The following is a 25,750-nucleotide window of genomic DNA, read 5'->3' as shown; positions in this document are numbered from 1 at the left end:
GACACGTTCTCTCCGGGGTCCGGCGGCGGCCTTCGTCACATCCGGGAGGAAGGCGAACCGCTCAGTGCGTCTCCGCCGCCAAGCGCCGGCGCGCCTCGCGACGCTCCCGCTGGCGGTCCGGGTCGGCCGTCGGCGCGGCCAGGATCAGGCGCCGCGTGTAGTCGTTCTGCGGAGTGTCCGTCACCGCGGCGACCGGTCCGGTCTCGACGATCTCGCCCTTGTAGAGCACCGCGACACGGTGGCTGATGTGGCGCACCACCGAGAGGTCGTGGGTGATGAACAGATAGGCGACGCCGGTGCTGCGCTGCAGCTCGATCATCAGATCGAGGACAAGAGCTTGCGTCGTGAGATCGAGCGCCGACACGGGCTCGTCGCAGATGACGAGTCGCGGCTTCAGCGCCAGCGCTCGTGCGATGGCGACTCGCTGGCGCTGCCCCCCACTGAACTCCCTCGGGTAGCGGTGCGCAGCATCCGCCGGCAGCCCGACGCGGGCCAGGAGTCCACCGACCGAGGCGCGGGCTTCCTTGGGGTCGGCTCCCTGCCCGATCAGGGGCTCGCTGAGGATGTCGTCGATGCGCAGCGTGGGGTTGAGTGACGTGTACGGGTCCTGGAAGATCACCTGGACGTCTTTCGCGAGACTCCGGCGTCCTACGGCATCGAGGCGCGTGATGTCCTGTCCGTCGAAATGGATCGCGCCGCTCGTCGGCTGCGCCAGACCGAGGATGGCGCGGCCGAGGGTCGTCTTGCCGGACCCGGACTCGCCCACGAGGCCGAGCGTCTCTCCCGCGGCGATCTCCAGCGAGACGCCCTTGAGCACCTCCGTCCCCTTGGACCGGAAGCCTCGGCTCGGGTAGCGCAGTCGAAGATCCTCGACAGTGAGAAGTGGACTCATTCTGTGCTCCCTGTGGTCTCCGTCGCAACGCGCGGAGGATCGGTGCGAACGGTGTCCTCGTCGAGGATCGCCCCGATGAGCTGCTGGGTGTACGGGTGCTGCGGGTGGTGGAACATCTCTCGAACGTCGCCGGACTCGACGAGCTCGCCCTCCCGCATCACGATCACGCGGTCGCAGAGGTCTGCGACGACTCCGAAGTTGTGGGTGACGAGAAGCACGCCCATGCCGTACTCGGCCTGCAGATCACGCAGGAGATCCAGGATCTCCGCCTGCACGGTGACGTCGAGCGCCGTCGTGGGCTCGTCGGCGATGAGGAGCTTGGGACGCGAGGCCACCGCGCCGGCGATCAGGGCACGCTGCGCCATGCCGCCGGAGATCTGGTGCGGATAGGAGTTGTAGGTCCGCTCGGGATCGGTGATGCCCACTCGCGCGAGCAGACCGATGATCGTGTCCTTCGCCTCCTTGCGCGACATTCCGGCGGAGATACCGGCGATGAGCTGACTGCCGACGGTGAACGACGGATCCAGGTTCGACATCGGCTCCTGCGGGATGTAGGAGATCACTCCGCGTCGGAGCCGGCGCATCGCCGTGGCGTCCTTGCTCAGCAACGACTCTCCCGCGAGATCGAGGGCGTCCGCGACGACCGAGGCCTGCTTGGGGAGGACACCGAGGATCGAGAAGGCCGTCTGCGTCTTGCCCGAGCCCGATTCGCCGACGAGTCCGACGATCTCGCCGGGCGCGATGTCGAGCGAGACCCCGCGGACGACGTCCTTCCTGCTCCCGTCCGCCTGCGGATAGCTCACGCGCAGTCCTCGCACCCGGAGCAGACCGTGGTCGGACGGAGCGATGGGAGCGGCTGTTGATGTGTCGGCCTTCTCGACGACGGCCTCTCCCGTCTTGACGCGCCGACGCTTGGCCTTCGCCTGCGGAGCTGAGAGGACGTCGCGGTAGGCGTTGGCGAGAAGAACGAGTGATCCGTTGAGAAGAGCCAGGGCGCCGGCGGACCAGATGAGCTGCTCAGGGGCGGTGTAGATGTTGGTGAAGGCGTCCGAGGTCATGCTGCCGAAGCTCGGCTGGCTGACCGCACCGAAGCCGAGGAAGGCGAGGCCCGCCTGCACGCCGATCGCTGCTGAGGCGAGGAAGGCGAGGGCGATGACGATCGGACCGCGCACCACGTAGAGGACGTGACGCGTGAGAATCCTGCGGTTCGACAGGCCGGCGACGCGGGCCGCGTCGACGTACAGCTCGTTGCGAACGCCCTGGACGAGGTTGCGGACGAGCCGGTAGATGCCGGGAGACAGGAGGAAGCCGAAGACGAGCATCGTCGCCTGATAGGTGCCACCTGTCACCGGGAACAGCACGATGAGCAGAACGATCCCGGGGAAGCTCATGACCAGGTTGAAGACCCAGGACGACACCGCGTCGGTCCGCTTGCCGACGTACCCGGCGATGAGGCCGAAGGTCGTTCCGACGACGACGGCGATGCCGGCTCCGAGCATGGCGGAGATGAACGACACCTGCAGAGATGTGAGGACGCGCGCCCAGATGTCGCGACCGTACTGGTCAGCGCCGAGGGGCCAACCGGGGGTGCCTGCAGGGGCATTGACCTGCTCGAGCGAGGCGAAGGTGGGTGAGTGCGTGCTGAGGACAGGGGCCAGGATCGCGAGGACGATCAGCACGGCCAGGATGAGCAGTGGGATGATCCCCATCGGCTTGCGCAGGAGGCGGGTGAACGCCCCCGCCGGGCGTCGGGTACCGGGCGCATCGGGAAGAACGGTTGCGAGGTCGGCTGCGGTGGTCACTGGGTCCTCACCTTGGGATTGAGCCATCCGTTGAGGATGTCGACGACGAGATTGACGATGACGAGGAGACCGACGGCGAAGAGCGCGACGCCCATCATCGCGGGGAGGTCCCCCTGGATCGACGACTGGTAACCGAACGTTCCGAAGCCGGGGAGCGCGAAGATCTTCTCGATGAAGAGCGCTCCGCCGAACATGCCGATGAATTCGAGGGAGAAGACGGTCAGCCCCGGAGCGGCGGCGTTGCGCAGCGCGTGCTTGAGGAGGATCTTCCCCTCCGAGACACCACGGGTCCGGAGGGTCCGGACGTAGTCCCGCTCGAGCTGGTCTGCCATCGCCCCGCGGATCTGCGCGCCCAGGGACGCGACTCCGCCGATGGCGAGCAGGAGGGAGGGGAGCGCGATGGACGAGAACCAGGCGGACGGCGACTCCGCCAGCGGCGTGAACCCCACCGCCGGCACCCACGCCAGCTGGATGGCGAACACGTAGACGAACACGATCGCGAGGACGATCCCCGGGAAGACGAACGCGATCGTGGAGATGCCCTGCAGGATCGTGTCCACGATCCCGCCTCGGGCGGCGGACACCACTCCGAGGATCGTGCTGAGCAGGATCACAAGGACCGAGGCGACGAGGACGACGGAGAGGGTGACCGGCAGTCGGGTCGAGAGGGACGTCACGACCGGCTCGCTCGTGAAGTACGAGGTGCCGAGATCTCCCTGGAACACGCCGGTGAGCCAGCTCCAGTACTGCTCGATCACCGGCCGGTCGAGACCGAGCTGACCGTTCAGCTGAGCGATCTGCTCCGGTGTGGCCGACGGGCCGAGGATGTTGAACGCGACCGGCAGGTTCGCGCCGTAGGTCATGAAGAACGTGATGCCCGTCACGACGAAGATGAGGATGAGCCCGTCGCGGAGGCGACGCAGCAGGTATGTCAGCATGATGACCCCCGGAGTGGCGCGGGGAGGACCTCCCCGCGCCACTCGATCGGAATGAGTGCTACTCGCCGGCCGGCGCGTAGGGCAGCAGGTTGAGGTTGTACTGCGTGGGAGCGGTGTACGTGACCTTCTTCGAGGCGACCCAGAAACCGTTGACCTGGTTGAGCGGCGCGTTCCAGGCGTTCTGCACCAGATACTCGTTCACATCACCCCAGGCCGCTGCCTGGTCCTCGTCGGGCGCAGCGTCTGCCGTGGCGATCAGCTGAGTGAGCTCGGGCGTGGCGCTGGTGAACGGGTCGAAGATGCCGCCGAGCGAGTTCTTGATGTCGAGGGCGTTGTCGCCGCTCGTGCCGTTGTACATGAAGTACATCGCGTAGTTCTTGGTGGCGACCTTCGTGAAGAAGTCGGTCAGCGCGACGGACTCGTAATTGACCGTGATGCCGATGTCGGCCAGCGACTGCGTGATGACGGACTCGTACTGAAGCGAATAGGGCGTGCTCGGCATCGTCACGGTGAACCCGTCCGCGTAGCCGGCCTCCGCCATCAGCGCCTTGGCCTTCTCGACGTCGTAGGGCGTGAAATCGAGAAGGTCCTCTGAGTAGGCGGAGTCGATGTCGCTGACGACCTGGTTCGTTGCCGAGGATCCGTCGCCGATCAGGTTCGACGCGATCGTGTCGCGGTCGAACGCGAGGTTGATCGCCTGGCGGACGCGCATGTCCGCCAGAGCGGGCACGATCGTTCCTGCGCGGTCGGAGAGCCAGAGGATAGCCATGGAGGTCGGCTTGTTCGGTCCGGAGTCGAATTGAGCGGCGGGGTACTGGTCCGCGTTCTCGGCCGCGCCGAGCACATCGAGCTGACCCGAGCGGAGCGCGTTCTGCGTCGCCGTGGGGTCGGCGAGGATCGAGACCTCGACGTGCTCGAAGGGGTAGGAATCGACGTTCCAGTGGTCCGGATTCCGGTCCAGGACGTACTTCGAGCCCGCCACCGTCTTCTGGGTGTTGAGGATGTACGGACCTGATCCGACGGGCTCCAGCTGTGAGCTCGCGTCGGTCAGCACCTCGGGAGCACCGACAGCGCCGTTCGAGTTGGTCAGAGCGGGGAGGAACGCGGCATCCGGAGCGGAGAGGGTGACGACGACGGTCGACTCGTCCGTGGCCTCCACCGACGCGACTCTCGCCCACGCGGCCTGGCTGACGGTTCCCTTCCTCAGAGCTTCGAGCGATCCCGCCACGGCTTCGGCGTCGAGCTTCTCACCGTCGGTGAACGTCATGCCGCTGCGGATGTCGAGGGTGAGAGCGGTTCGGCTGTCGTCGTACTCCCAGGACTCGGCGATCCCCGGGAGCAGCTCACCGTCGGGGCTCATCGTGATGAGCGTGTCGTAGACCGCCGTGGAGAGGAGGTTCTCGCCACCGCCCCATTCGCCGATCGTGAAGTTCGAGGGAGTACCGCCCTGCGACAGGTGCAGGGTCTGCTCCCCGCCGCCCGATCCTCCCGACGATCCACCGGCGGTGCAGCCCGCCAGTGCGATCGCGACGACGGCAGCGACCGCCACCGCCTTGAGTGCTGACGCAACCTTCATTCGTTGACTCCCTTGTCGTGGTGTGGGTGTCGGCGCCTTCGATCACCGGGGCTCGAGCATCCTCCGGCGAGTTAGTGACACGCGACACTGGATGCTAGCCGACACGTGACAACAAAGTCCATAGCTCTTCCGCGATGCCGCCGGAAGGCCGTCCGCGGGTGGTGTGCTGCCCGTTACTGGAGCTGGGCGTGCAGGAAGGTGCGCACCTGCTGGACGTGTTCGTGGTCCTCCGGCGCGCGCCCCATGAAGAAGCCGTGCGGTGCGCCTTCCCAGACGTGCAGTTCTGTCTTCACGCCGGCCTTCACGAGTGTCCGATGGAGCCGGACGGCGTCGGAGAGGAGCATGTCGCGGGTGCCGGAGGTGATGATCATCGGGGGGAAGCTGTCGTCCCACTCGCCGAACAGCGGCGAGATGTAGGGATGCTCCGCCGGGTACTCCCCCTTGTACAGAGCGAGCATGTTGACGAACCCGTCGGAGGAGGTGCCTTCGGCGTTGGTGTACCAGGTCTCTCCCTGGAAGGTGAAGTCCGTCGGCGGCGATACCAGTCCGAGACCGGCGGGAGTGGGGAGTCCTTCGTCCCGGATCCGCAGCATCAGAGCGGCGGCGAGATTCGCCCCGCCCGATTGCCCGACGACGACGACGTCCTCCGGAGCGCGATCCTCGAGGAGGAGGCGGTAGACCGTCATGCAGTCGTCGAGCCCGGCCGGGAAGGGGTGGTGGGGCAGCTGCCGGTAATCCATCCCCCAGGTCGTCAGCCCCATGTTCCCGGCCAGCAGCTGCGTCGATCGTCGTGCGGTCGCGCCTCCGCCGAAGGTGAAGCCTCCTCCGTGCATGTTGAGCAGGACGCGGCGGTCCTCGGAGGTCGTGGATCGCGGGGTGGCGACGATGAACGTGGCGTCACCGACCGTGCGGTCGACGACGTCGACCTCTTCGTCGGACGGGACGGCTCCGACGGTGGACAGGGCCATGATCTCGAGGACCTCGGGTTCCGTCGATGCGGCCGCTGCCTCGAGGAACGCCCAGCCCTCGGTGTCGGACGGGGTGGGGGTGGGCAGCGGGGGACGCTCATGAACGGCGGCGAGGACCGCCCGTGCTTCGGGCGAGAGGGTGGTCGGAATCGGGAAGCGTGCTGACACGGAGTGCTCCTAGGGGCTGGTTGAGGGGATGAGGAAGGGCACTCGTGAGCGCTCCTGGCGGGAGCGCTCACGAGTGCCCGAGGGGGGTCACGAGTCCGCGGCGGTTCCGAGTCGCAGGCTCCAGGACCAGCGGTACTCGAGATCGGACAACCGGTACTCGAGGGGAGTGTCGGGTCCGAGCTGGGCAGTGCCGAGGCCCCGGTGCACGATGTCCAGCTGCACGATGGTCCGGCGGCTCTCCGGCAGCTCCCACCAGTGCTGAGCGGCCTCGAGCTCCGGGACCGTGTGGCGGGAGACGGTGAGCTGCAGTGGCGAATCGTGCGTCGTGGTCACCACTCCTGCCGGTCCGGAGAGGCGCGCCGACCGCACCTCGCCGCGCCCGCCGTTTTCCTGCGGGAGCACGTAGGGCACTGCCGCGTCGTCGATGGTGGAGGACCATCGGCCGAGCAGCGCGGAGGCCCGGCGATCGGGATAGTTCTCCCACGGCCCGAGCCCGACCCACTGCAGGTCGTCGAAGGCGCCGGCCAGTTCGAACTCGATTCCCACGCGCAGCCCGTCCACTGTGCTTTCGGGCAGCTGGACGGTCTCGACGAACTCGAACTCGTCGGGCGAGACCCGGGTGATGCGCTGCGAGTGCATGACCTCGTCCCCAAAGGCCGTCTTGTAGCGGGTGCGGACCAGGACGGCACCGTCGGGCTCGTCGTCGAGGGAGACGGAGTCCTCCGTCAGCTCGAAGAAGCCGGTGCGGATGAAGCGCTGGTCCAGGAAGAAGGACGTGTCGTTGTCGACGAGCGCGCGCCACAGGTTCAGGCGCGGAGCGACCGCCAGCAGGGGGTGCGCGAGTCGGCCGTCGGCTCCGACCGGACGGCCCGACGACGGCCTGGTCGCGGAGTTCCCGGGGGGCAGCGGCAGCGTCAGCTGGTGCTGCGCCAGAACGGTCCCGGCCGGAGCCCAGACCGTGTCCTCGGCGGTCAGGACGTCGAGCGTGAGGGCGAGGGCGTCGTCGTCAACGAGCCTGCGACGCAGCGCGTCGGGAACCTCGACGGTCACCGTCTCCCCCGCATCGGCTCGGACCTCCACCGTGAACCGCTCTGTCGAACCCTCCGTCGTCTCCGTGGCCAACGCGAACGTGAGCGAGGACAGATCGGCGAACGTCTGACGGTTCAGGACCGTCACCCTGCCCTCGAGCGCCTCCTGGATCGAGGAGACGATGCGCACCGGGCTGAATAGCCCGCGGGCCTCGTAGAGCGCGGGCTTGGGGGTGCCGTCGGCGAAGACGACGCCGTTCAGCACGATGGGGCCGTCGTTCGGCTCGTCGCCGAAGTCGCCGCCGTATCGGTAGTGGCGGTCGCCGTCGATGTCGAGCGCGTGATCCTTGAACTCCCAGATGAATCCGCCCTGCACGCCGGGGAGCGACTCGATCGCGCGCCAGTAGTCCGCCAGGCCTCCGGTGGAGTTGCCCTGCGAGTACGCGTACTCGCACATGATCAGCGGCCGGTCGGCGTCCGCGTGCGCGGAGAACGCCTCGAGGGCGGAGATTGGCGGGTACATCGGGCAGACGATGTCGGTGGCGGCGCGGCCCCCGTGCCAGTCGGCCGCGATGGCGCCCTCGTAGTGCAGAGGGCGGGTGGGATCGTAGCCACGCACCCAGGCGGCCGCGGCGTCGTGGTTCACTCCGTAGCCGGTCTCGTTCCCCAGGGACCAGGCGATCACCGAGGGGTGGTTCTTGTCGCGGATCACCATGCGTGACACGCGGTCGACGAACGCCTCCAGATAGCGGTGGTCGTTGCAGATCTGGTTGGCGAACGCGTGACCCTCGATGTCGGCCTCATCGAACACGTAGAGGCCGAGCTCGTCGCAGAGGTCGAGGAACACGGGGTCGTTGGGGTAGTGCGAGGTGCGCACGGCGTTGACGTTGAAGCGCTTGAGAAGCGACAGGTCTGCGAGGTAGTCCTCACGGCTGAGGACGCGACCGGTCTCCGGGTGGAAGTCGTGACGGTTGACTCCCTGGATCCAGATCCGGCGACCGTTCACCAGCAGGTCCCGCCCAGCGATCTCCACTCGGCGGAAGCCCGCTCGGATCTCGGTGCGGTCGGCGACGACGCCGTTCGCGTCGACGAGCTCGACGAGGACGGCTTCCAGGTGAGGCGTCTCCGCGGACCACGGCTGGACGGCGAGGTCGGCCAGCTTGATCGTCGCGGCACCGGGGCGTTCGGCAGGATGCATCGCCGCATGCGAGGCGGCGGCACCGGCCGCCGCCTCGGGCGACAGCGTCGCCCCGGCCGCATGCAGGCTCATCAGGTCCATGATCCCGTCGGGCATCAGCGGTGCCGGGGGTCGGGTGCGGTCCGCGGAGCTGGGCGGGATGGTGAGCGCGGTCTGGCGCGTGCCGACAGGGCTCTCGACCACGTTGCCGGCGACGCTCACCCGGACCGAGTGCGTCCTCTCGAAGCTCTGGTCCGCGCCGTTGACGGTGGCGACGATCCGGGCTGATCCGAGGCGGGTGTCGGGGTCGTAGTCCGCGACGAGTCTGATGTCCTGGAGTCGTGCTCGGGGGAGCCGGTGGAGCTGCACCGAACGGCTGAGGCCCGACTGCCACCACTGGTCCTGGTCTTCCAGGTAGGTGAAGACGGACCACTTCGCGACGCGCAGCTCGATCTCGTTCGCGCCCTCCCGCACGTCGGCGGTGATGTCGAACTCGGCGGCGAGGTGGGAGTCGGTGCTCTCCCCCGCCGTCCTCCCGTTGACGCGGACCTGCAGATACCCCTCCGCAGCGCCCACGTGGAGCACGACTCGGTCCTCGCCGATCCCGGTCAGCTGGAGCGAGCGGCGGTAGACGCCGGTCGGGTTCGCGCTCGGAACCTGAGGCGGGACCAGATCGAACGGCATCGTGATGTTGGTGTAGTGCGGGCGATCGCTCGCCTCTCGCATCGTCCACAGCTCGGGCACCATCACGTCGGCCCACTCGTCGGTGAGGTCGGCGTCCCACGAGGGAAGCAGCTGGAAGGACCAGGCCCCGTCCAGGTCGAGGTCCGGCGTGCGGCGGAGGGCCGTCATTGGGAGGCGGCGGTACGAGACCACACCGGCTTCGGGTCCGAGAGGACCGCTGTCGAGAAGTGTCATGAGTGTCGTCCTCGGGGTTCGGCAGGCAGAGCTGCGGGTGAAGAGCGGAGCAGATGGACGGAACCGAGGATCTCCACCTCGGAGGTCGCACGGATGTCGTCCGAGGCGAAGCCGACGGTCAGGGTCACTCGTCCGGCCTCGATCACTCGTCGGTCGTCGAGGCCGGTGAAGGCGAGTCGCGCCACCGGTGCCGAGAGCTCGATCGTCTTCTCCTCCCCGACGTCGAGTGCGACTCGCTCGAAGGCGACGAGCTGGCGGACGGGGCGCACGACCGAGGCCTCCTCGTCGCGGGCGTAGAGCTGGACCACGGTGTCGCCGGCCCGGGACCCGGTGTTGCGGACCGTGACCGTCAGCGCGAACCGGCCGTCGGGCTCCACCGTCGGCTCGGGCGGTTCGGAGGTCAGCTCGAACTCGGTGTAGGACAGCCCGTGTCCGAAGGCGAACAGGGGGCTCTGCGAGGCGAGGTCGTTGTAGCCGTGGCGGATGCCCGTCGGGTGGTCGTACCCGCTGCCGAAGTGGTGCCCGTGGTAGATCGGGATCTGCCCGATCGAGCGCGGGAAGGTGCTCGGAAGCTTGCCGCTGGGGTTCACCTCGCCGAACAGCGCGCGGGTGATCGCCTCTCCGCCCTCCTCGCCGAGGAGAGGTGCGAGGAGGACGGCGCTCGACTGCGCCACGATCTCGGTGAGCAGCAGGGGCCTGCCGGTGACGATGACGCTCACCACGGGTACTCCCGTGTCGGCCAGGAGCGCGACGAGCTGCTCCTGGTTCCCGGGAAGGCGGGGCTCGCTGGTGGACTGGCCCTCGCCGGCGGTATTGTTGCCCACCCAGCCGGTGCGCTCGCCGACCGCGGCGATCACGAGATCTGCTCCGCGGACGGCGTCGGCCACCACGGCCTCGTCGAGGACGGCGGCATCTGGCGTCAGATCGCCGAGCTCGACGAAAGCGACGTCGGGGCGCCGGGCGCGAAGGGCTCCGAGAAGAGTGGGTGCGTCCGGGTGCAGCCTCTTCGCGGCCTCCTCGAAGGTCGGCTCGATCCCGGGCATCCGGGCCTGGAAGATGTCGGTGAAGATGGCCTCCTCGGCGGTGATCCCGGGGATCTCCCCGGCCCGGAGCGCCATGGAGCCGCGGAACATCTCGATGTTCGACACCGAGGTGTAGGCGCCGAAGTGGAGGCGGAGCTCGTCGGTCGCGGGCCCGACGACCACGATCTTCACCTTCTCGTCCGAGAGAGGGAGCACACCGTCGTTGCTGAGGAGCACCAGCGACTCATCCGCGAGGGTCTTCCGGACCTCGGTGGCTTCCTCGCGGTCCACCGGGGGAGCGCTGCTCGTCCGGCGGAACTCCGGGACGAGTCCGGCGCGTGCTTTCGCCACGAGGGTGCGCTCGACCGCGACATCGACGACGCGCTCGTCCAGGCGTCCCGACCGGACCTCCTCCTCGAGCAGCGCGTACTCCTCGCCGCCCGGGAGGTCCGCGTCGAGCCCGGCGTCGAGCGCTCGACGGGCTGCCTCGCCGGGTTCCGGAGCGGTGTGATAGACGGTGCGCAGCATCGCGATCGACGAGTAGTCGCTGACGACGGGGCCGGAGAACCCGAGCTCTCCGCGCAGAAGATCGGTCAGCATCCACCGGTTCGCCGCTGCCGGAACCCCGTCGACCTCGTTGTACGAGTTCATCATCAGCGCGAGGTCGGCCTCGGCGATGGCACGGCGGAACGGCTCGGCGTACTCGTCGACGAGCGCTCGACGGCCCAGCTGCGTGACGGCCTGGTTGAGACCGCCTTCGGAGGCGCCGTAGCCGAGGAAGTGCTTCCCCGTGGCGAGGATGGGACGCTCGCCGTCGTGGCCCTGGATGCCCTGGACGAATGCGACGGAGCACTGCGCCACGAGTTCGGTGTCCTCGCCGTAGGTCTCGTGCACCCGGCCCCAGCGCGGATCGCGTGCCAGGTCCATGACCGGAGAGAACACGGCGTGGCCGCCGATCCGCTCGGTCAGCGCGGAGCTGACGGCGGCCGCGCGACGGATGAGCGCGGGGTTCCAAGAGGCGGCCTGCGCCCAGGCCGTCGGGAACTGCGGTCCGGAGTCGTGGACGACCCCGTTGATCGCCTCGAAGTGCACCATCGCGCCGATCCCGAACGGGGAGCTCTCGCGCACGTACTCCTGGATCGCGTCGAGCTGCGAGCGCAGCTCGTCGGCTGTCTCGGCGAGGAACCAGGCCATGGAGATGTGGCCGACTCCGTGCGGGCGGAGGACCGACGCGCGGGCCGGATCGAGGCCCGAGGCGGTGAAGAACTCCGTCGCGAACAGGCCGCGGAGCTGCGCGACCTTCTGCTCGAGGGTCAGCTTCTCCACCATGCGGGCGGCATCGAACGTGCTCATCGGATGTCCTGAGCTGCGACGACGGGGAACGAGACCGCGAGCACACTGGTCGGTTCCAGGATCAGATCGACGGATCCTCCGCGGACGTCCACGTCGACCGTGCGCGGCTCCACCTCCATCCGCGGCTCTCCGTCGAACGCGAGTCGGTTGACCGCCTCGAGCGGAGCGCCGATGACGGTGGCGGGCACCGAGCCGTCCCGTGCTTTGTCGATGGCGAGGGTGAGCGCGACCGGCTCCGCGCCGATCGCGACCAGCTTCAGGTGCAGGACTCCGTCGCCGCGGCTGGCGGAGGCGAAGACGCCCTCGGGCAGTGCGCCGTCGATCGGCACGACGTGCTCGCCGATGCGGGTGGCGAACAGCTGCTGCACGAGGTAGTTGGCGGTGCGCACGACGCGACTCGGGCTGAAGTCGATCAGGCAGTGCGGCCACTGCCCGTGCTCGACGAGGTTGAGCAGCGGGGCGTAGCAGCTGAACGCGACGACGTCGGAGTTGCGCTCGACGCCCGTGAGGAACGCCGCCTCGGCCAGCGCGCTGAGCCAGGTGTTCGGCTCGGGCGCCAGCATGCTCTCCGGGACGGTCGGGTGCCGGTCGCCGAGGTCGTAGCCGAGGTAGGCGGCGTACTCGCCGAGGAAGAGTCGCGCACCACCGCGCGGGTAGGAGTCGTAGCGCTCGGTCGCGTTGAACACCCAGGCCGGCGAGTTGTAGAAGTGCTCGTCGACCAGGACGTTCTCGTCCTCGCCGTAGATCTCCCACGCGGGGTCGGCGGTCTCCCCCGGCCGGATCACTCCGCCGTTGACGATGACGGTCAGGCCGGGGTGCGCTCGGTCCACGGCGTCCCTGATCCGCGCGAAGTGGGCCAGGTACTCCGGGCCGAAGTTCTCGTTGCCGATGCCGAGGTGCTGCAGCGGGAACGGCTCCGGGTGGCCGGCGGCGGCGCGGAGAGCGGCCCAGTGGTTCGTGGTCGCGTCGCCGGTCGCCCACTCGATCAGGTCGAGGGTGTCCTGGATCACGGCGGCGAACTCGGCGCTCTCCAGCGGCAGGTGCTCGTCCTGCCGGGTCTGGCAGCTGTCGCCCGCCCAGACCACCGGGATGGGTGCCATGCCCAGGTCCTCGCAGAGCAGGAAGTACTCGTAGAAGCCGATCTGGTTGCTCTGGCTGTAGTCGCCGTCCGCGCGCGACTGACCCCACATGTTGTACTCGGCGCGGCGGGTGAGGACGGGGCCGACGGTCTTCTTCCAGTCGTAGTGGCTGCCGTCGCCGCAGCCCTCGACGATGCAACCGCCGGGGAAGCGGAGGAAGCGCGGGGCGAGCGCGCCGAGCGCCTCGACGAGGTCGCGGCGGAGCAGGCCCTGGCTCCAGCGCGGGTCGCCCGCACCCCAGTGGTCCTCGTGCACGAGGCGCACCTCGTCGAGGTCGATCGCTCCGGCGCCGGTGGCGACGATCTGCAGCGACCCGAGCGCCGTGGCCGTGGGGACGAGCCGGACCCGGCACTCCTGCCACCCGCCCGCGGTGTGCTGCAGTGCTCCGCTCGCCAGGACGGTGCCGTCGGCGCCGACGAGGCGGGCCTCGAGCGCTCCGTCGAACGCGTCGGTGCGCAGCAGCAGGCTCAGCAGCATCGGCCGCTCGGGGTCGAAGGCCATGCCCGGCAGCTCGCCCGGGTAGCCCTGGTTCTCGAGCGTGCCCGTCTCCTCGTCCAGACGCAGTCGAGCGAAGGACGCTCCCGGTGAAGCGGCACCGTTCCTGGCGGACTCGAGGCGCCCGCCGGTGACGCGCCAGTGCCGGAGCCGGTCGAGGTGCCGGCCGGCGGGCGTGGTGGCCTGCAGGGGCAGATCCTCGGGGGCCATGGCGGCGAACCGCTCGCGCGCGCCGTCGGGGATCAGATCCAGGGGCGCGTACGGCAGGGTGCCGTTGGTGAGGTAGACGCCCTCGAAGCTGTGGTTGTTGACCAGGTTGGCCGAGAGCCCGCCGTCGCAGCCGAAGTTGATGTCCTCGAGGAAGAGGCCGTAGAGGGTCGGGCTGATCGGGGTGGTCGGCGTACCGGTGCGCAGGCGCAGCAGGGCCGTCTCGGTGTCGGTGGTCGGCGTGCTGGGAGCGGTGGTGTCGGTCATGCGGGGGTGATCTCTCCGTCGAGTCGGTGGGGCGCGTGGTGGTCGTCGTTCCTGGACGGCATCACTGGACGGACCAGCCGCCGTCGGAGGCGAGCACGACGCCGTTGACGTTCGCGGAGTCGTCGCTGAGGAGCCAGGTGATGGACGCGGCCATGGTCTCGGCCGTCGCGATCGGCGGGATCTGCGCGAAGAAGGGGCCGAGCCGTCCGATGCCGAACTCGGAGGCCGCTGTTCCCTCGATGCCCGTCGCCGTAGGTCCGGGGGCGACCGCGTTGGTGCGGATGCCGGAGGGGCCGTACAGGAACGCGGAGCTCTTGGTGATGCCGACCACCGCGTGCTTGGACGCGGTGTAGGCGGTGCCGGCCGCATTTCCGCGCAGGGCGGCCTCCGAGGCGATGTTGACGATCGAACCGCGGCCGCGCTCCAGCATCGACGGCAGGACGGCGCGGCTGAGCGCGAACGTGCCGTCGACGTTCACGGCGAGGACCCGGCGCCAGAGCGCGTCGTCCGTCTCGTGCAGCGGCGTCATCCCGTCCATGATCCCGGCGATGTTCGCGAGGCCGTCGATGTTCGGCCCCGCCGCGTCGACGATCGACGCGATCCCGTCCGACGAGGTGATGTCGGCGGTGACGGCGACGACCGAGCCCTCGGCGGCGGCCTCGGCCAGCGCGTCGATGCCCGCCGGGACGACGTCGACGGCGATCACCCGCCCGCCCTCATCGAGGATGCGTCGAGCGGTGGCGCGTCCGATGCCGGAGCCCGCCCCGGTGACGATGATCGTCCTTCCCGCGAAGCGCTGCGGGGCGGATCCCTCGGGGGCGGTGGTGCTGGGCGTGAGTGCCATGTCGTTCTCCTTCTGCGAATGGGACGCCGCGGTGTCCGCGGCTGTCGTCAGGGGGTGATCGTCGGATCAGTGCGCGAAAATCGTGTCGCCGCGGTCGACGGCGGGCGGCCGCGGGACGAAGAGGGACAGCAGCACCGGGAGGAGCGAGATCCACGCGCCCCACACGAACGCCGTGTGCACGCCGGAGACCTGTGCGGCGACCGCGTCGGAGCCGGCTGCTGTCGCATCGACGGTCCCGGTGGTCATCAGCGTGATGAACAGGGCGGTGCCGGCCGCGCCGGCGACCTGCTGCAGGGTGTTCACGATCGCGGAGCCGTGGGAGTACAGGTTCTTGGGGAGCGACCCGAGAGCCGAGGTGAGCAGCGGGGTGAGCATGAAGCCGAGGCCGATGTTGAGGGCGACGTGGACCGCGATCACCAGGGCGACGTCGGTGGTCTCGTTCACGGTGGTCAGTCCCCAGAGGGAGGCGCTGAGGAGCACGGCGCCGGGGGTGACGAGCGGCTTGGGTCCGAACCGGTCGAAGAGCCGGCCGACGATCGGGGCCGCGACGCCCATGGCGACTCCGCCCGGGAGCAGCGTCAGGCCGGTCTGGAGCGTGTCGAGGCCGAGCACGTCCTGGAGGTAGATCGGGAGCAGGATGAGCGACCCGAAGAGGGTCGCCATGCTGACGATGACCAGGAGCGTGGAGATCGAGAACGCCCGCGAGCGGAAGGGACGGAGATCCATCAGCGCCCGGTCCTGCTTCTGCAGCGCCAGCGAGCGGAGCACGAAGACGACCAGGGCGAGGACACCGACGGCCACGGGCACCGCCGGCGGGAGCAGGACCTCGCCGGCCGCGGCCTCCCCCAGGCTGCTGAGCCCGAAGATCAGGCCGCCGAAGCCGACCGCGGCGAGCAGGATCGAGAGCACGTCGAACCGGCTCCTGCGGGTCTCGGCGATGTCCGTGATCAGGATCGCGCCGAGGATCAGGGCGACGAGCGCGATGGGGAGCACGACGATGAACAGCCAGCGCCAGGACAGCGAGTTGAGGATGAGTCCCGAGATGGTCGGGCCGACCGCCGGAGCGACAGCGATCACGATCGAGATGAGGCCCATCATCCGGCCGCGTCGGGAGGCCGGGACGAAGGTCAGCACGGTGGTCATCAGCAGCGGGATCATCAGCGCCGTGCCGCTGGCCTGCACGACGCGGCCGGCCAGCAGCACTTCGAAGCCGGGGGCGACCGCGGCGAGGAGGGTGCCGAGGGTGAACAGCGTCATCGCGGCGATGAAGACCGACTTCGTGCCGAACCGCTGGAGCACCTGCCCGGTGGTGGGGATGATGATCGCCATCGTCAGGAGGTAGGCGGTGGTCAGCCACTGGGCGGTCGCGGCGGTGATGCCGAGGTCGCGGATGAGACTCGGGAGTGCGACTCCCATGATCGTCTCGTTGAGGATCACCACGAACGCCGAGGCCAGGAGCAGCCCGATGATCAGCTTCGCCTTCCTGGGGAGGCGCTCGTCGGTGGCGACGCCGGCGGTGCCGGAGGAGAGCTCAGAGGTGGACACGAGGTCCTTTCGGTCGTCTGCGGACGTGCGTCGTGTCTCAGCCGTCAAGAGGCGTCCCTCTCGGCAGCGGCGCGCCGGCCGAGCCAGGCGAGGCTCGGCTTGGGGGTCCGCACGAACGTCTCCCGATCGACCGCGATGAGCCCGAAGGTGGGTCCCCAGTGGCCCCACTCGTAGTTGTCGAGAATGCTCCAGTGCAGGTAGCCGCGGACGTCGATGCCGTCGGCGACGGCCGAGGCCAGTCCTGCGAGCGCTCCCTCGATGTAGTCGATGCGGCGGGAGTCGTCCGCGGTCGCGATGCCGTTCTCGGTGATCAGGATCGGCACCCCTGCGACGTCGGCGGCGTGGCGGACGGCCATGCCCAGCGCGTCGGGGCGGTAGGCCGCGCCGGTGAGGGTGTTGTCCGGGTGCGGCGGGTGAGCGACGAGGCCGTTGCTGTCGACGGCCTGCGAGGAGTAGGCCTGGACGCCGAGGAAGTCGTCCCCGCGGGACGCCTCGAGGTAGAGGTCCTCCCAGACGTAGCGGACCTGCTCGAGGGCGTCCTCGCCGCCGGGCGCGGCGGTCAGGGCCAGGCAGGCGATGCTCCAGCCGACCTTCGCTCCGGTGCGCTCGCGCAGCCGGTCGCTCACGGCGTGGTGAAGCTCGGCGAGACGGCGTCCGATCTCCGGGTCCGGGTCGGGGAGCATCGCGGCCCGCCCCGTGTTCTCCTGGTCCTCGACGGTGGGGCTGACCCAGTCGCCGGTGTCCGCGTCCGCGTCCGCGAAGACGTTCTGCGCGTTGAGCATCATCGAGAGCATGTTCGGCTCGTTGAAGGTGATGATCCACTCGACTCCGGTGAGGATCGGGATCACGGTGTCGACGAAGCTGCTCCAGCGCTCGTGCGCGGTGTCGCCGGTCCAGCCGCCCTCCTCCGCGAACCACAGCGGGACCGTGAAGTGATTGAGGGTGATCACCGGGGTGAGGCCCAGCTCGAGGGCGGTGTCGATCATCCGCCGGTAGTGGGCGAGCTCGGCTCGCGAGACCTGGCCGGCGCGCGGCTCGATCCGGGCCCACTCGATGCCGAAGCGGTAGGTGTCCAGCCCTGAGTCGGCGAGCAGCTGCATGTCCTCGCGGTAGCGGTGGTAGCTGTCGACGGCGTCGCCGCTGGGCTCGAGACCGGGGATGATCCCCTCGTTCCGCCACCAGTCGCTGGCGAGGTTGTTGCCCTCGATCTGGTGGGGGGCCGAGGCGGCTCCCCAGAGGAATCCGGGACGGAAGGTCGACATGTGCTTCTCCTGAGTGGTTATCGGCCTGCGGCCGAGCTGATGGTGGGGGTGAGCGGACGGTGCCGCGGGGTCACGAGAGCGGTGCGCCCTGGTGGTCGAGGACGTCCTCGCGGCTCCGCTCCCCCGCGGTGCCGACCTCGAGGCTGAGGACGACGGGCTCCAGCCCTTCGGCGGTCACGGTGACGGTGACGGGTCCGGCGCCGGCGGGCCGCACGACGGCGAGCAGGCGCCCCTGGAAGGTGGTGTGCTCGGCCGCGTCGTACTTCTCCGAGGGGTCGGGGCGCCCGCTGCCCAGGCCCTGGAGGATCGCGGCGCCGCCGACCTCGACGCTGACGAGCCGGTCGGCACCGATGACAGGGACGCCTTCGGTGTCGCGCAGCTCGATGGTGACGAAGGCGAGGTCCGCGGAGTCGTCGACCAGGCGGTCGCGGTCGGACTCCGCGTACAGCTGGACGTCTCCGGTCGCCGTCCGCAGGGTCGCCCGGCCGACCTCGGCTCCGGCGGTGCGGGCGACGGCGGTGAGCTCACCAGGCGCGTAGCCGACCTCGAAGAGCGCGCGGAAGCTGTTGTCGCGGCCTGCAGGCGCGCGGCCGACGCTCACGCCGTTGAGAAGCAGCTCGACCTCGTCGGCGTCGCTGTAGACCTCGACTGTGGTCGGGGAACCGGTCGGGACGTCCCAGCTCCAGTCGGCGACCGCGTCGGACCAGGCCCACGGGCTGGGGAAGACGACGGCGCCGTGGTGCTGCGGGGGCCGCACCGCGAGGTAGGGCTCGTGGCGGAGCCCGAAGACCGTCTCGCGGTAGTAGGACATCGGGCGGCGGAATCCGGTGATGTCGAGGTCGCCGCACCAGGCGGCGAGCCACGGGTAGGGGGCCGCGAACGCGGGCATGTCCCCCTCGGCGAGGTACTGGACCCGCCCGATGCCGACCTCGCCCAGGTAGTCCCAGCCGGTCCAGGTGAAGTCCCCGATCACGTGCGGGTTCTCCTCGACGAGGCGCCAGTTGACGTCGATGTTGCGGGGGAACGTCTCGGTGCCGACGATGATGCGGTTCGGGAACGCGTCCCGGTCGGCGACGTAGCGGGTCTCGCCGTAGTTGATCCCGGCGACGTCGACGGCGGCGAAGGACTCCGCGGTCCGCTGCGTCACCATGTCGGAGGCGTTGATCGCACCCATGAAGTCACCCGCCGCATTCACACCCGCGGGGGCCTCGCCCTCGCGCTGCGCCGCCATCATCCGGGCGACGTCGGTGATCGCGGCCACGAATCCGTTGATGCTGTTGGTGACGAAGCGGGTCTCGTCCAGCGAGCGGATCTTCTCCGCGATCCTGCGGCCCCAGTCGGTGCCGAGGGGGTTCCCCGTCTCGGGGATCTCGTTGCCGATGGAGTAGAAGATCACGGACGGGTGGTTGAAGTCCTTGGCGACGAGCGCCTCGACGTCGCGCTCCCACCACTCCGGGAAGGAGAGGGAGTAGTCGAAGGCGGACTTGCCGATCGTCCACATGTCGAACGTCTCGTCCATCACGAGCATCCCGTGGCGGTCGCAGGCGTCGAGCATCGCCTGGCTGAGCGGGTTGTGGGAGCTGCGGATCGCGTTGAAGCCGGCGTCCTTGAGCAGCTGCACGCGGCGCTCCTCGGCGCGGCCGATGGTGGCGGCTCCGAGGATCCCGTTGTCGTGGTGGATGCAGGCGCCGCGCAGCTTGACGCTCGTCCCGTTGATCCGCAGGCCCTCCATCGGGTCGAGCTGGAGGGTGCGGATGCCGAAGCGGGTCTCGCGCTCTTCGACCGCGGTGCCCGTGTCGGCGAGGGTGGTGGCCGCCGTGTAGAGGAAGGGGCTGTCGACGTCCCACAGTTGCGGGGCCGCGACGTAGAGCCGCTGGCGGGTGACGGACGTCGCTCCGGCGCGCAGGGTGATCGGGGCGGTGTCGGTGGCGACGCTCCGTCCGTCGGGGCTGCGCAGGACGGTGGTGACGGAGCGCTGCGCGGTGCCGGTGCTCTCGTTGCGGACGGTGGTGACGACCTCGACGACGGCGCGGCGGGCGTCGATGTCGGGGGTGGTGATCTGCACGCCTGTCGGCGTGACGTGCACGAGCTCGGTGACGTGCAGCAGCGCGTCGCGGTGGAGGCCGACGCCGGTGTACCAGCGGGAGTCCTCGTGGGCGCGGGCCTCGATGCGGATCGTGTTGGCGGCGCCGTAGTGGAGGAAGGGGTCCAGCTCGACGTAGAAGGTGGAGTAGCCGAACGGGCGCTGCGCGGCGAACTCCTCGTTCACGTAGACCATCGCGTCGCGGTGGACGCCCTGCAGCTCGAGCGTGACGCGCTTGTCCCGGTACTCCTCGGGGACGTCGATCGTCTTGGAGTACTCGACGACAGCGCTCGGGAAGTAGCCCGTGTGCGAGGTGCGTCCCGCGGCGCTGGAGCGGTCGCGGTGGATCAGCGCGTCGTGCGGGAGCCGGACGGTCTCCGTCTCGGCGGCCCCTTGGAGGCTCTCGAAGATGCTCGTCTTGTCGCGCACGCTCCAGTCGTCGTTGAACGAGGTGGTCGTCATGGGTCTGCTCCTTCGTGAGGGGCTGTCGCCCCGGTGAGCGGCAAGGGGGCCGGCTCTGGGTGGTGGACGTGTTCAGGCGGCCCGGGCGGCGGACCGGATGCGGTCGAGGACGGCGAGGGTCCGGACCGAGGCCTCCAGCGTGTGCAGAGGGTGCTCGAGCGCTCCGCAGGTGACGGCCTCGGTCACTGCGCGAAGCATCGGCACGTAGCCGTATCCCTCCGCCTCGAGGAGGGTCGTCGTCGGTGATCCGAGCGCCTCCGGGATGCTCCCGGTGTGGGTGGTGAACCGGGTCGTCGCCCAGAAGGGCGCTGCGATGTCGATCCAGCCGGTCATGCCGTTGATGGAGGCGGTGGGGTCGATGTACTCGACCATCGAGGCGGCGAGGTCGGCGAACCGCCCGCCCGAGTACTCGAAGCTCGCTCGGGTGGTGAGGTCGACGCCGTCGTGGCGGAGCGTCCGGTCTGCGCGGATGCGCCACGGAGCTCCGAGCAGGTCGAGCGCGAGGGTGACCGGGTAGATCCCCTGATCCAGCAGCGTGCTGCTCGCGCGTTCGGTGGACCATCGCGTCGATTCCGCCACATCGAACGGGAGCCCGAAGGAGGCGCGGATGCTGCGCACCTCCCCGATCGCGCCGGCCCGCACCTCGGACAGCAGCTGCCGGTAGGCGGGGGCGAACTTCATCCACATCCCCTCCATGGCGAACCGGTCCGCTCGACGAGCGGCGTCCGCGATCATCCGCGCCTCCTCCGCGTCGAGACCGATCGGCTTCTCGATCAGGACGTGCTTGCCGGCACGGAGCGCGGCGAGCGCGATCGGCAGGTGAGTCGCGTGCGGGGTGCCGATGTAGACGATGTCCAGCTCGTCGTCCTCGAGCATCCGGTCGAGGTCTCCGTAGGCCCGTTCAGCCGCGTGCTCGTCGCGGAACTCGGTGGCGGTGACGAGGCTCCGCGAGCACACCGCGCGCAAGCGCGCCGTGTCCACCTGCGCGAGGTCGGAGCAGAGGAACCGTGAGACGGCTCCGGTGCCGACGATCCCCCACGCCAGTGGAGTCGCGGATGCGGTCACCCCGGTCAGTCCATGACCTTGATGCTGTGGGTGGCGAGGTCGGCGCGTCGGCCGGCGGTGATGGGCGCGATGGCGACCGCACCGAGCACGGCGATGGCGGCGCCGGCGATGTAGACCACCGTGTAGTCCCCGGAGCCGAGAGCGAGGACGAGGCCGGCGATGAAGGGGCCGATGGCCTGCGGCAGGGTGCTGCCGATGCCGATGATCGCGAGGAAGCGCCCGTTCTCGTCGGTGTCGCGCGGAAGGACGTCGAGCGCGAGCGCCTGGTCCACCGCTCCGTAGCAGCCGATGGAGAGCGCGAGGATGAGCCCGCCGATGACGTACTGCGGGATGGTCGTCGCGGTGCCGGTGACGATCATGCTCGCTCCGAGAGTGACGGCGCTGAAGATCAGGAACGGCTTGCGCGTCTTCAGCTTGTCGGAGAGGTAGCCGGACCCGACCGCGCCGAGGATGCCGGCGACGACGCCGGGGATGCCGATGGCGGCCAGGAGGGCGCCGACCTCGGCCGGGGCGAGTCCGAGGCGGCTCGTCAGGAGGTAGACGCCGTAGAGCCCGGACATCGAGATGGCGAGGAAGACGAGGGCCTTGCTGATCCACACCCAGGCGAGGTTGGGGTAGCGGCGCGGGTTGAAGTAGAAGCCCTGGAACACCTTCCCCAGATTCAGCGGAGGACGCTCGCCGGTCACCTGGGGGTCGCGCATCACCAGAGTGAAGAAGACACCGCCGACGAACGCGATGCCGGCCGGCAGCAGGAACAGGCCGATCGGGCTCTCGACGAACCCGCCTGCGACGGTGATGCCGAGGATCGGGGCGATCTGGGTGATCGCGCCGAGGATGCCCATGACCCGTCCGCGCTGCAGCGCCGGCAGGGAGTCGCCGAGGTGGGTGTTGAGCATCGAGGAGACGATGCCGTAACCGGTGTACGCGACGCACCAGCCGATGACGAGTCCCGGGACGCCGTCGATCAGGGCGATCGCCGCGGATCCGAGGAGACCGAGGAGGCTTCCGAAGAGGAGCCAGGGACGACGGCGACCGAAGCGGGAGCGGGTCCGGTCGCTGAAGATGCCGACCAGCGGGGTGCCCAGGACCACGAACAGACCCGGGAGGCCGACGGCGATGGCCAGCACCGCGTCGCGGTTGTCCGGGGCCACCTGGGCGACCCGGATGGCGAGTGAGAACGCGATCGGGACGATGAACGCCACGTACAGCGTCAGCTGGGCGAAGTAGATCGCCAGCAGGTATCCCGCGCGCAGCTTCGGCAGCTTGGCATCGGCGTCGCCGGCCATCGCGTCCGTGATGCGCTCCGCTCCGACCTGGATCGTCGCCGGCTGATTGAGCGGGAGCTCGTCGAACCGAGGGTCGGGAGCGGAGGGCGACGAGGCGCCGTCAGAAGACTTTCCAGTCATAGATCAGAACTCCATTGTTGTGAACGCCGAGCGGGACGCGCGGCCAGAATCTGCACACCAGTGACTGTTGGTGGGATTGTTACGAGACAATACAGCCCACCGACTCGATTGTCACGCGGCACCGCCCTCCGACGCTGCGCGGCATCGGTACCCTGAGGGAACGCCCGCACCGGAGAGAAAAGGAGAGCGCATGCCGACCACCAGTCGCGACGTCGCCCTCTATGCCGGCGTGTCGCGCTCGACCGTGAGTGAGATCCTCAACGGGCGCGGCGCGAAGTTCGCGGCAGCTACGCGCGAGAAGGTCGAACGGGCGGTGCAGGAGCTGAAGTATCAGCCGTCCGCGGCCGCACGGAGTCTCGTACGCGGAACCAGCGACCTCGTGATCGCGCTCATCCCCGACACGACCTTCGGCGTGAACCTGCAGGACATCCTCGAGAAGGCGACCGAGGAGCTCGCCGGGCACGGCCTGACCCTGCTGCTGCGCTTCTCGACGCCGTCGTCCGAGATGTTCGACCGCATGATCACGACGGCCAGTCCGCGCGGCGTGCTCTCGTTCATGCCCTTCTCCATGATGGAGCAGGAGATCATGCGTGCGCGGGGAGTGCAGTTCATCGCATCCTCCCCTCTCGACAGTCACAGCGGAGCCAACGTCGACATCGGACGGCTCCAGGTGCGTCACCTCAGCGAGCGAGGGCATCGCCGGATCGCCTTCGCTCGTCTTCGAGACACACGTCAAGACGTGTTCGGGGACGAGCGCGAGTCGGGTGTGCGCGACGAGTGCCAGGAGCTGGGCCTCCCCGAGCCGGCGATCGTGAAGCTGGGCGTGGACCGAGACGAGGCACTGGCTGTCGTCGACTCCCTGGCGGGCATGCCGATCGCGGTCGCCTGCTACAACGACGATGTCGCAGCAGCACTGGTCTCGGCAGCCACGATTCGTGGGCGCCGGATCCCGGAGGATTTCGCGGTCATCGGCATGGACAACACACCAGTCGGGCAGGTCATGGTGCCTCGACTGAGCACCATCGACTACCCCGCCTCCGAAGCGGCTCACCTCACCGTGGCGGGCTTTCTCTCGGCCATCACCGGAGAGGTGATCGAGGCGTCCGCCCTCCACCTCGCCTTGAGGATCATCGCGGGCGAGACTTCCTAGCGAGGAAGACCTCTGACGCAGCGGTTCTCCTGGCAGGTTCTCGTCCGTCGCCCCATCGACGGCCCGTCGGTGGACAGCAGGGCGGCCATGTGCGGCTTCTCCGTCCTTCCCAAGCACCCAGTGGGTCGCCTGGAGCCTGTCGTGCAGAGAGACGCACCCGCTCCCTGAGAAATCAACGAGCAGACGCAGATCCATCGCGCACCTAGCGTCGAGGGCGACCCTCCCCGACCGACCCCGGAGCGCCATGACCCCCCTCGCCCCCACCGCCCTCACCGGCGGCACCGCCCCCGCGCATATCCGCCCGGCCGCCACCACGGAGGCGTCCGCATGAGGGTCACCGACACCAGCGACCTGTGGTGGCGCGCCGCCGTCTACTACAACCTCGACGTCAAGACCTTCATGGACTGGGACGACGACGGCGTCGGCGACCTCGAGGGCCTCGCGCACCGGATCGACTACCTCGCCGAGCTCGGCGTCGGCTGCCTCTGGCTCGCGCCGTTCTACTCCTCGCCCGGCAAGGACAACGGCTACGACATCAGCGACTTCTACGGCGTCGACGAGCGCTACGGCCACCACGGCGACGTCGTCGAGGTGATCCGCACCGCGCACGACCGCGGGATGCGCGTCATCGTCGACCTGGTCGTCAACCACACCAGCGACCAGCACCCGTGGTTCCAGGCCGCGCGCTCCTCCCCCGACAGCCCCTACCGCGACTACTACGTCTGGCGCGACGAGCCGCCGGCCGACCAGCCGGCCAACGTCTTCCCGGACGTCGAGGACGGCGTCTGGTTCCACGACGAGGAGGCCGGGCAGTACTACCTGCACAACTTCTACCGGCACCAGCCGGACCTCAACACCGACAACCCGGCGGTGCGCGACGAGATCGCGAAGCTGGTCGGCTTCTGGCTGCAGCTCGGGGTCGACGGCTTCCGCGTCGACGCGGTGCCCTACCTGATCGAGCCGGGCGCCCGCGACGAGCACGAGTGGCTGCGCCTGCTGCGCCGCTTCATCAGCCGCCGCTCGGGCGAGGCGATGCTCCTCGGTGAGGTCAACACGACCCGCGGCGAGCAGCTCGCCTTCTTCGGCGGCGAGGACGCCGACGAGCTGTCGATGCAGTTCGACTTCATCGGCAATCAGCGCCTCTACCTGGCGCTCGCACGGGAGGACGCGACGCCGCTCGTCGAGGCGATCGCGAGCCGCCCGCCGATCTCCGTCGGCAGCCAGTGGGCGAACTTCGTCCGCAATCACGACGAGCTGACCCTGTCCCAGCTCACCGACGACGAGCGCGACGAGGTCTTCGCCGCGTTCGCGCCGGAGGAGTCGCAGCGGATCCACGGCCGCGGCATCGTCCGCCGCCTCCCGCCGATGCTCGACGGCGACCCGCGCCGCATCCGGATGGTCTACAGCCTGCTGTTCTCGCTGCCGGGCGCGCCCGTGCTCTACTACGGCGAGGAGATCGGGATGGGCGAGAACGCCGACATCCCCGGCCGCAGCGGCGTGCGCACGCCGATGCAGTGGACCTCCGCGGCGAACGGCGGCTTCTCGCGCGCCGACGCCGGCGACCTGATCGCGGCCCCGCCAGGAGGCGGCTTCGGCCCGGAGCACGTCAACGCCGCCGCCCAGCTCCGCGACCCCGGCTCGCTGCTCGCGCACATCAAGGGCCTCGCCTGGCTCTACCGCCGCTCGCCCGAGATCGGCTGGGGCGAGTACACCCACCTCCCGGCCGACCAGTCCTGCGTCTTCGCGCACCGGATGTCCGCGTCGACCGGCACGACCGTCGCCGTGCACAGCTTCGCCTCGAGCCCGCGCACCGTGACGATCACGCTGCCCGACTCGGAGCCGCGCTCGCGCCTGGTCGACTCCCTCGGCGGCGAGTCGCAGCCGATCGGCGACGACGGCACGGTCACGGTCGGCGTCGACGGCTACGGCGCCCGCTGGTTCCGCGTGGTCACGGAGGGGTCGCGCCGCCTGGTCTGATCCGGG

General features: G+C 69.4%; 16 protein-coding genes. 2 read left to right on the top strand and 14 right to left on the bottom strand.

From position 1 onward, the window contains the following. Positions 1-61 precede the first annotated feature (61 nt). The 14 genes from EDF17_RS18580 to EDF17_RS18515 all read right to left on the bottom strand — a co-directional run bounded on the left by EDF17_RS18580 (position 62) and on the right by EDF17_RS18515 (position 22,617). The gene (locus EDF17_RS18580) at positions 62-892 is read right to left on the bottom strand and encodes an ATP-binding cassette domain-containing protein (protein ID WP_123448125.1); all 831 of its coding nucleotides are present in this window, start codon (positions 890-892) and stop codon (positions 62-64) included. Next, positions 889-2,694 (bottom strand): dipeptide/oligopeptide/nickel ABC transporter permease/ATP-binding protein, encoded by a 1,806-nt coding sequence (locus tag EDF17_RS18575; protein WP_243732971.1) that lies wholly within the window; start codon positions 2,692-2,694, stop codon positions 889-891. The genes EDF17_RS18580 and EDF17_RS18575 overlap by 4 nt, the downstream gene beginning before the upstream one ends. Beyond that, positions 2,691-3,632, bottom strand: coding sequence for an ABC transporter permease (locus EDF17_RS18570; RefSeq protein WP_123448123.1), 942 nt, complete (start codon positions 3,630-3,632; stop codon positions 2,691-2,693). Before EDF17_RS18570 ends, EDF17_RS18575 begins: the two co-directional genes overlap by 4 nt. Before the next feature lie 58 nt (positions 3,633-3,690). Continuing rightward, entirely contained in the window at positions 3,691-5,208 is a 1,518-nt protein-coding gene (locus EDF17_RS18565) for an ABC transporter substrate-binding protein (RefSeq protein WP_123448122.1), read from the bottom strand. Positions 5,209-5,381: 173 nt separating this feature from the next. Then, positions 5,382-6,344: an alpha/beta hydrolase gene (locus EDF17_RS18560; RefSeq protein ID WP_123448121.1), complete on the bottom strand. Its 963-nt coding sequence runs from the start codon at positions 6,342-6,344 to the stop codon at positions 5,382-5,384. 87 nt (positions 6,345-6,431) lie between these two features. Continuing rightward, positions 6,432-9,401, bottom strand: a complete 2,970-nt coding sequence (locus EDF17_RS18555) for a glycoside hydrolase family 2 TIM barrel-domain containing protein (RefSeq protein WP_208110652.1) — start codon at positions 9,399-9,401, stop codon at positions 6,432-6,434. A 62-nt stretch (positions 9,402-9,463) separates the two neighbouring features. Further along, positions 9,464-11,842, bottom strand: a complete 2,379-nt coding sequence (locus EDF17_RS18550; protein ID WP_123448119.1) for a glycoside hydrolase family 3 N-terminal domain-containing protein — start codon at positions 11,840-11,842, stop codon at positions 9,464-9,466. Beyond that, entirely contained in the window at positions 11,839-13,950 is a 2,112-nt protein-coding gene (locus EDF17_RS18545) for an alpha-L-arabinofuranosidase C-terminal domain-containing protein (protein WP_123448118.1), read from the bottom strand. The genes EDF17_RS18550 and EDF17_RS18545 overlap by 4 nt, the downstream gene beginning before the upstream one ends. 61 nt (positions 13,951-14,011) lie before the next feature. Beyond that, complete coding sequence (locus EDF17_RS18540) at positions 14,012-14,794, bottom strand: SDR family NAD(P)-dependent oxidoreductase (protein ID WP_123448117.1); 783 nt, start codon at positions 14,792-14,794, stop codon at positions 14,012-14,014. A gap of 66 nt (positions 14,795-14,860) precedes the next feature. Beyond that, positions 14,861-16,339, bottom strand: a complete 1,479-nt coding sequence (locus EDF17_RS18535) for an MDR family MFS transporter (RefSeq protein ID WP_243732970.1) — start codon at positions 16,337-16,339, stop codon at positions 14,861-14,863. 44 nt (positions 16,340-16,383) lie between these two features. Further along, positions 16,384-17,601, bottom strand: a complete 1,218-nt coding sequence (locus tag EDF17_RS18530; protein WP_123448115.1) for a family 1 glycosylhydrolase — start codon at positions 17,599-17,601, stop codon at positions 16,384-16,386. A 70-nt stretch (positions 17,602-17,671) separates the two neighbouring features. Continuing rightward, on the bottom strand, positions 17,672-20,146 hold the full coding sequence (locus EDF17_RS18525; protein WP_123448114.1) for a glycoside hydrolase family 2 TIM barrel-domain containing protein: 2,475 nt from the start codon (positions 20,144-20,146) through the stop codon (positions 17,672-17,674). A 72-nt stretch (positions 20,147-20,218) separates the two neighbouring features. Next, entirely contained in the window at positions 20,219-21,211 is a 993-nt protein-coding gene (locus EDF17_RS20025; protein WP_166649743.1) for a Gfo/Idh/MocA family oxidoreductase, read from the bottom strand. Between the two features lie 5 nt (positions 21,212-21,216). Next, positions 21,217-22,617, bottom strand: a complete 1,401-nt coding sequence (locus EDF17_RS18515) for an MFS transporter (RefSeq protein ID WP_123448113.1) — start codon at positions 22,615-22,617, stop codon at positions 21,217-21,219. A 190-nt stretch (positions 22,618-22,807) separates the two neighbouring features. On the opposite strand from EDF17_RS18515, the gene EDF17_RS18510 reads away from it, so the two are divergent. Further along, positions 22,808-23,767 (top strand): LacI family DNA-binding transcriptional regulator, encoded by a 960-nt coding sequence (locus EDF17_RS18510; RefSeq protein WP_123448112.1) that lies wholly within the window; start codon positions 22,808-22,810, stop codon positions 23,765-23,767. 327 nt (positions 23,768-24,094) lie between these two features. Next, a complete protein-coding gene (locus tag EDF17_RS18505; protein WP_123448111.1) occupies positions 24,095-25,744 on the top strand; it encodes an alpha-amylase family protein in 1,650 nt (549 codons plus the stop codon). Positions 25,745-25,750 lie beyond the last annotated feature (6 nt).

The organism is Rathayibacter sp. PhB1, from assembly GCF_004362935.1.
Lineage (GTDB): Bacteria > Actinomycetota > Actinomycetes > Actinomycetales > Microbacteriaceae > Rathayibacter > Rathayibacter festucae.
The sequence above is the reverse complement of the archived record's forward strand: the minus strand, read 5'-3'. Positions and strand labels throughout refer to the sequence as shown.

Coding starts and splice junctions, on each gene's coding strand:
- EDF17_RS18540 (WP_123448117.1), bottom strand. CDS start 14,794: ATGGCACTCACGCCCAGCACCACCGCCCCCGAGGGATCCGCCCCGCAG.
- EDF17_RS18510 (WP_123448112.1), top strand. CDS start 22,808: ATGCCGACCACCAGTCGCGACGTCGCCCTCTATGCCGGCGTGTCGCGC.
- EDF17_RS18530 (WP_123448115.1), bottom strand. CDS start 17,601: ATGTCGACCTTCCGTCCCGGATTCCTCTGGGGAGCCGCCTCGGCCCCC.
- EDF17_RS18565 (WP_123448122.1), bottom strand. CDS start 5,208: ATGAAGGTTGCGTCAGCACTCAAGGCGGTGGCGGTCGCTGCCGTCGTC.
- EDF17_RS18525 (WP_123448114.1), bottom strand. CDS start 20,146: ATGACGACCACCTCGTTCAACGACGACTGGAGCGTGCGCGACAAGACG.
- EDF17_RS18580 (WP_123448125.1), bottom strand. CDS start 892: ATGAGTCCACTTCTCACTGTCGAGGATCTTCGACTGCGCTACCCGAGC.
- EDF17_RS18545 (WP_123448118.1), bottom strand. CDS start 13,950: ATGACCGACACCACCGCTCCCAGCACGCCGACCACCGACACCGAGACG.
- EDF17_RS18505 (WP_123448111.1), top strand. CDS start 24,095: ATGAGGGTCACCGACACCAGCGACCTGTGGTGGCGCGCCGCCGTCTAC.
- EDF17_RS18550 (WP_123448119.1), bottom strand. CDS start 11,842: ATGAGCACGTTCGATGCCGCCCGCATGGTGGAGAAGCTGACCCTCGAG.
- EDF17_RS18570 (WP_123448123.1), bottom strand. CDS start 3,632: ATGCTGACATACCTGCTGCGTCGCCTCCGCGACGGGCTCATCCTCATC.
- EDF17_RS18515 (WP_123448113.1), bottom strand. CDS start 22,617: ATGACTGGAAAGTCTTCTGACGGCGCCTCGTCGCCCTCCGCTCCCGAC.
- EDF17_RS18555 (WP_208110652.1), bottom strand. CDS start 9,401: ATGACGGCCCTCCGCCGCACGCCGGACCTCGACCTGGACGGGGCCTGG.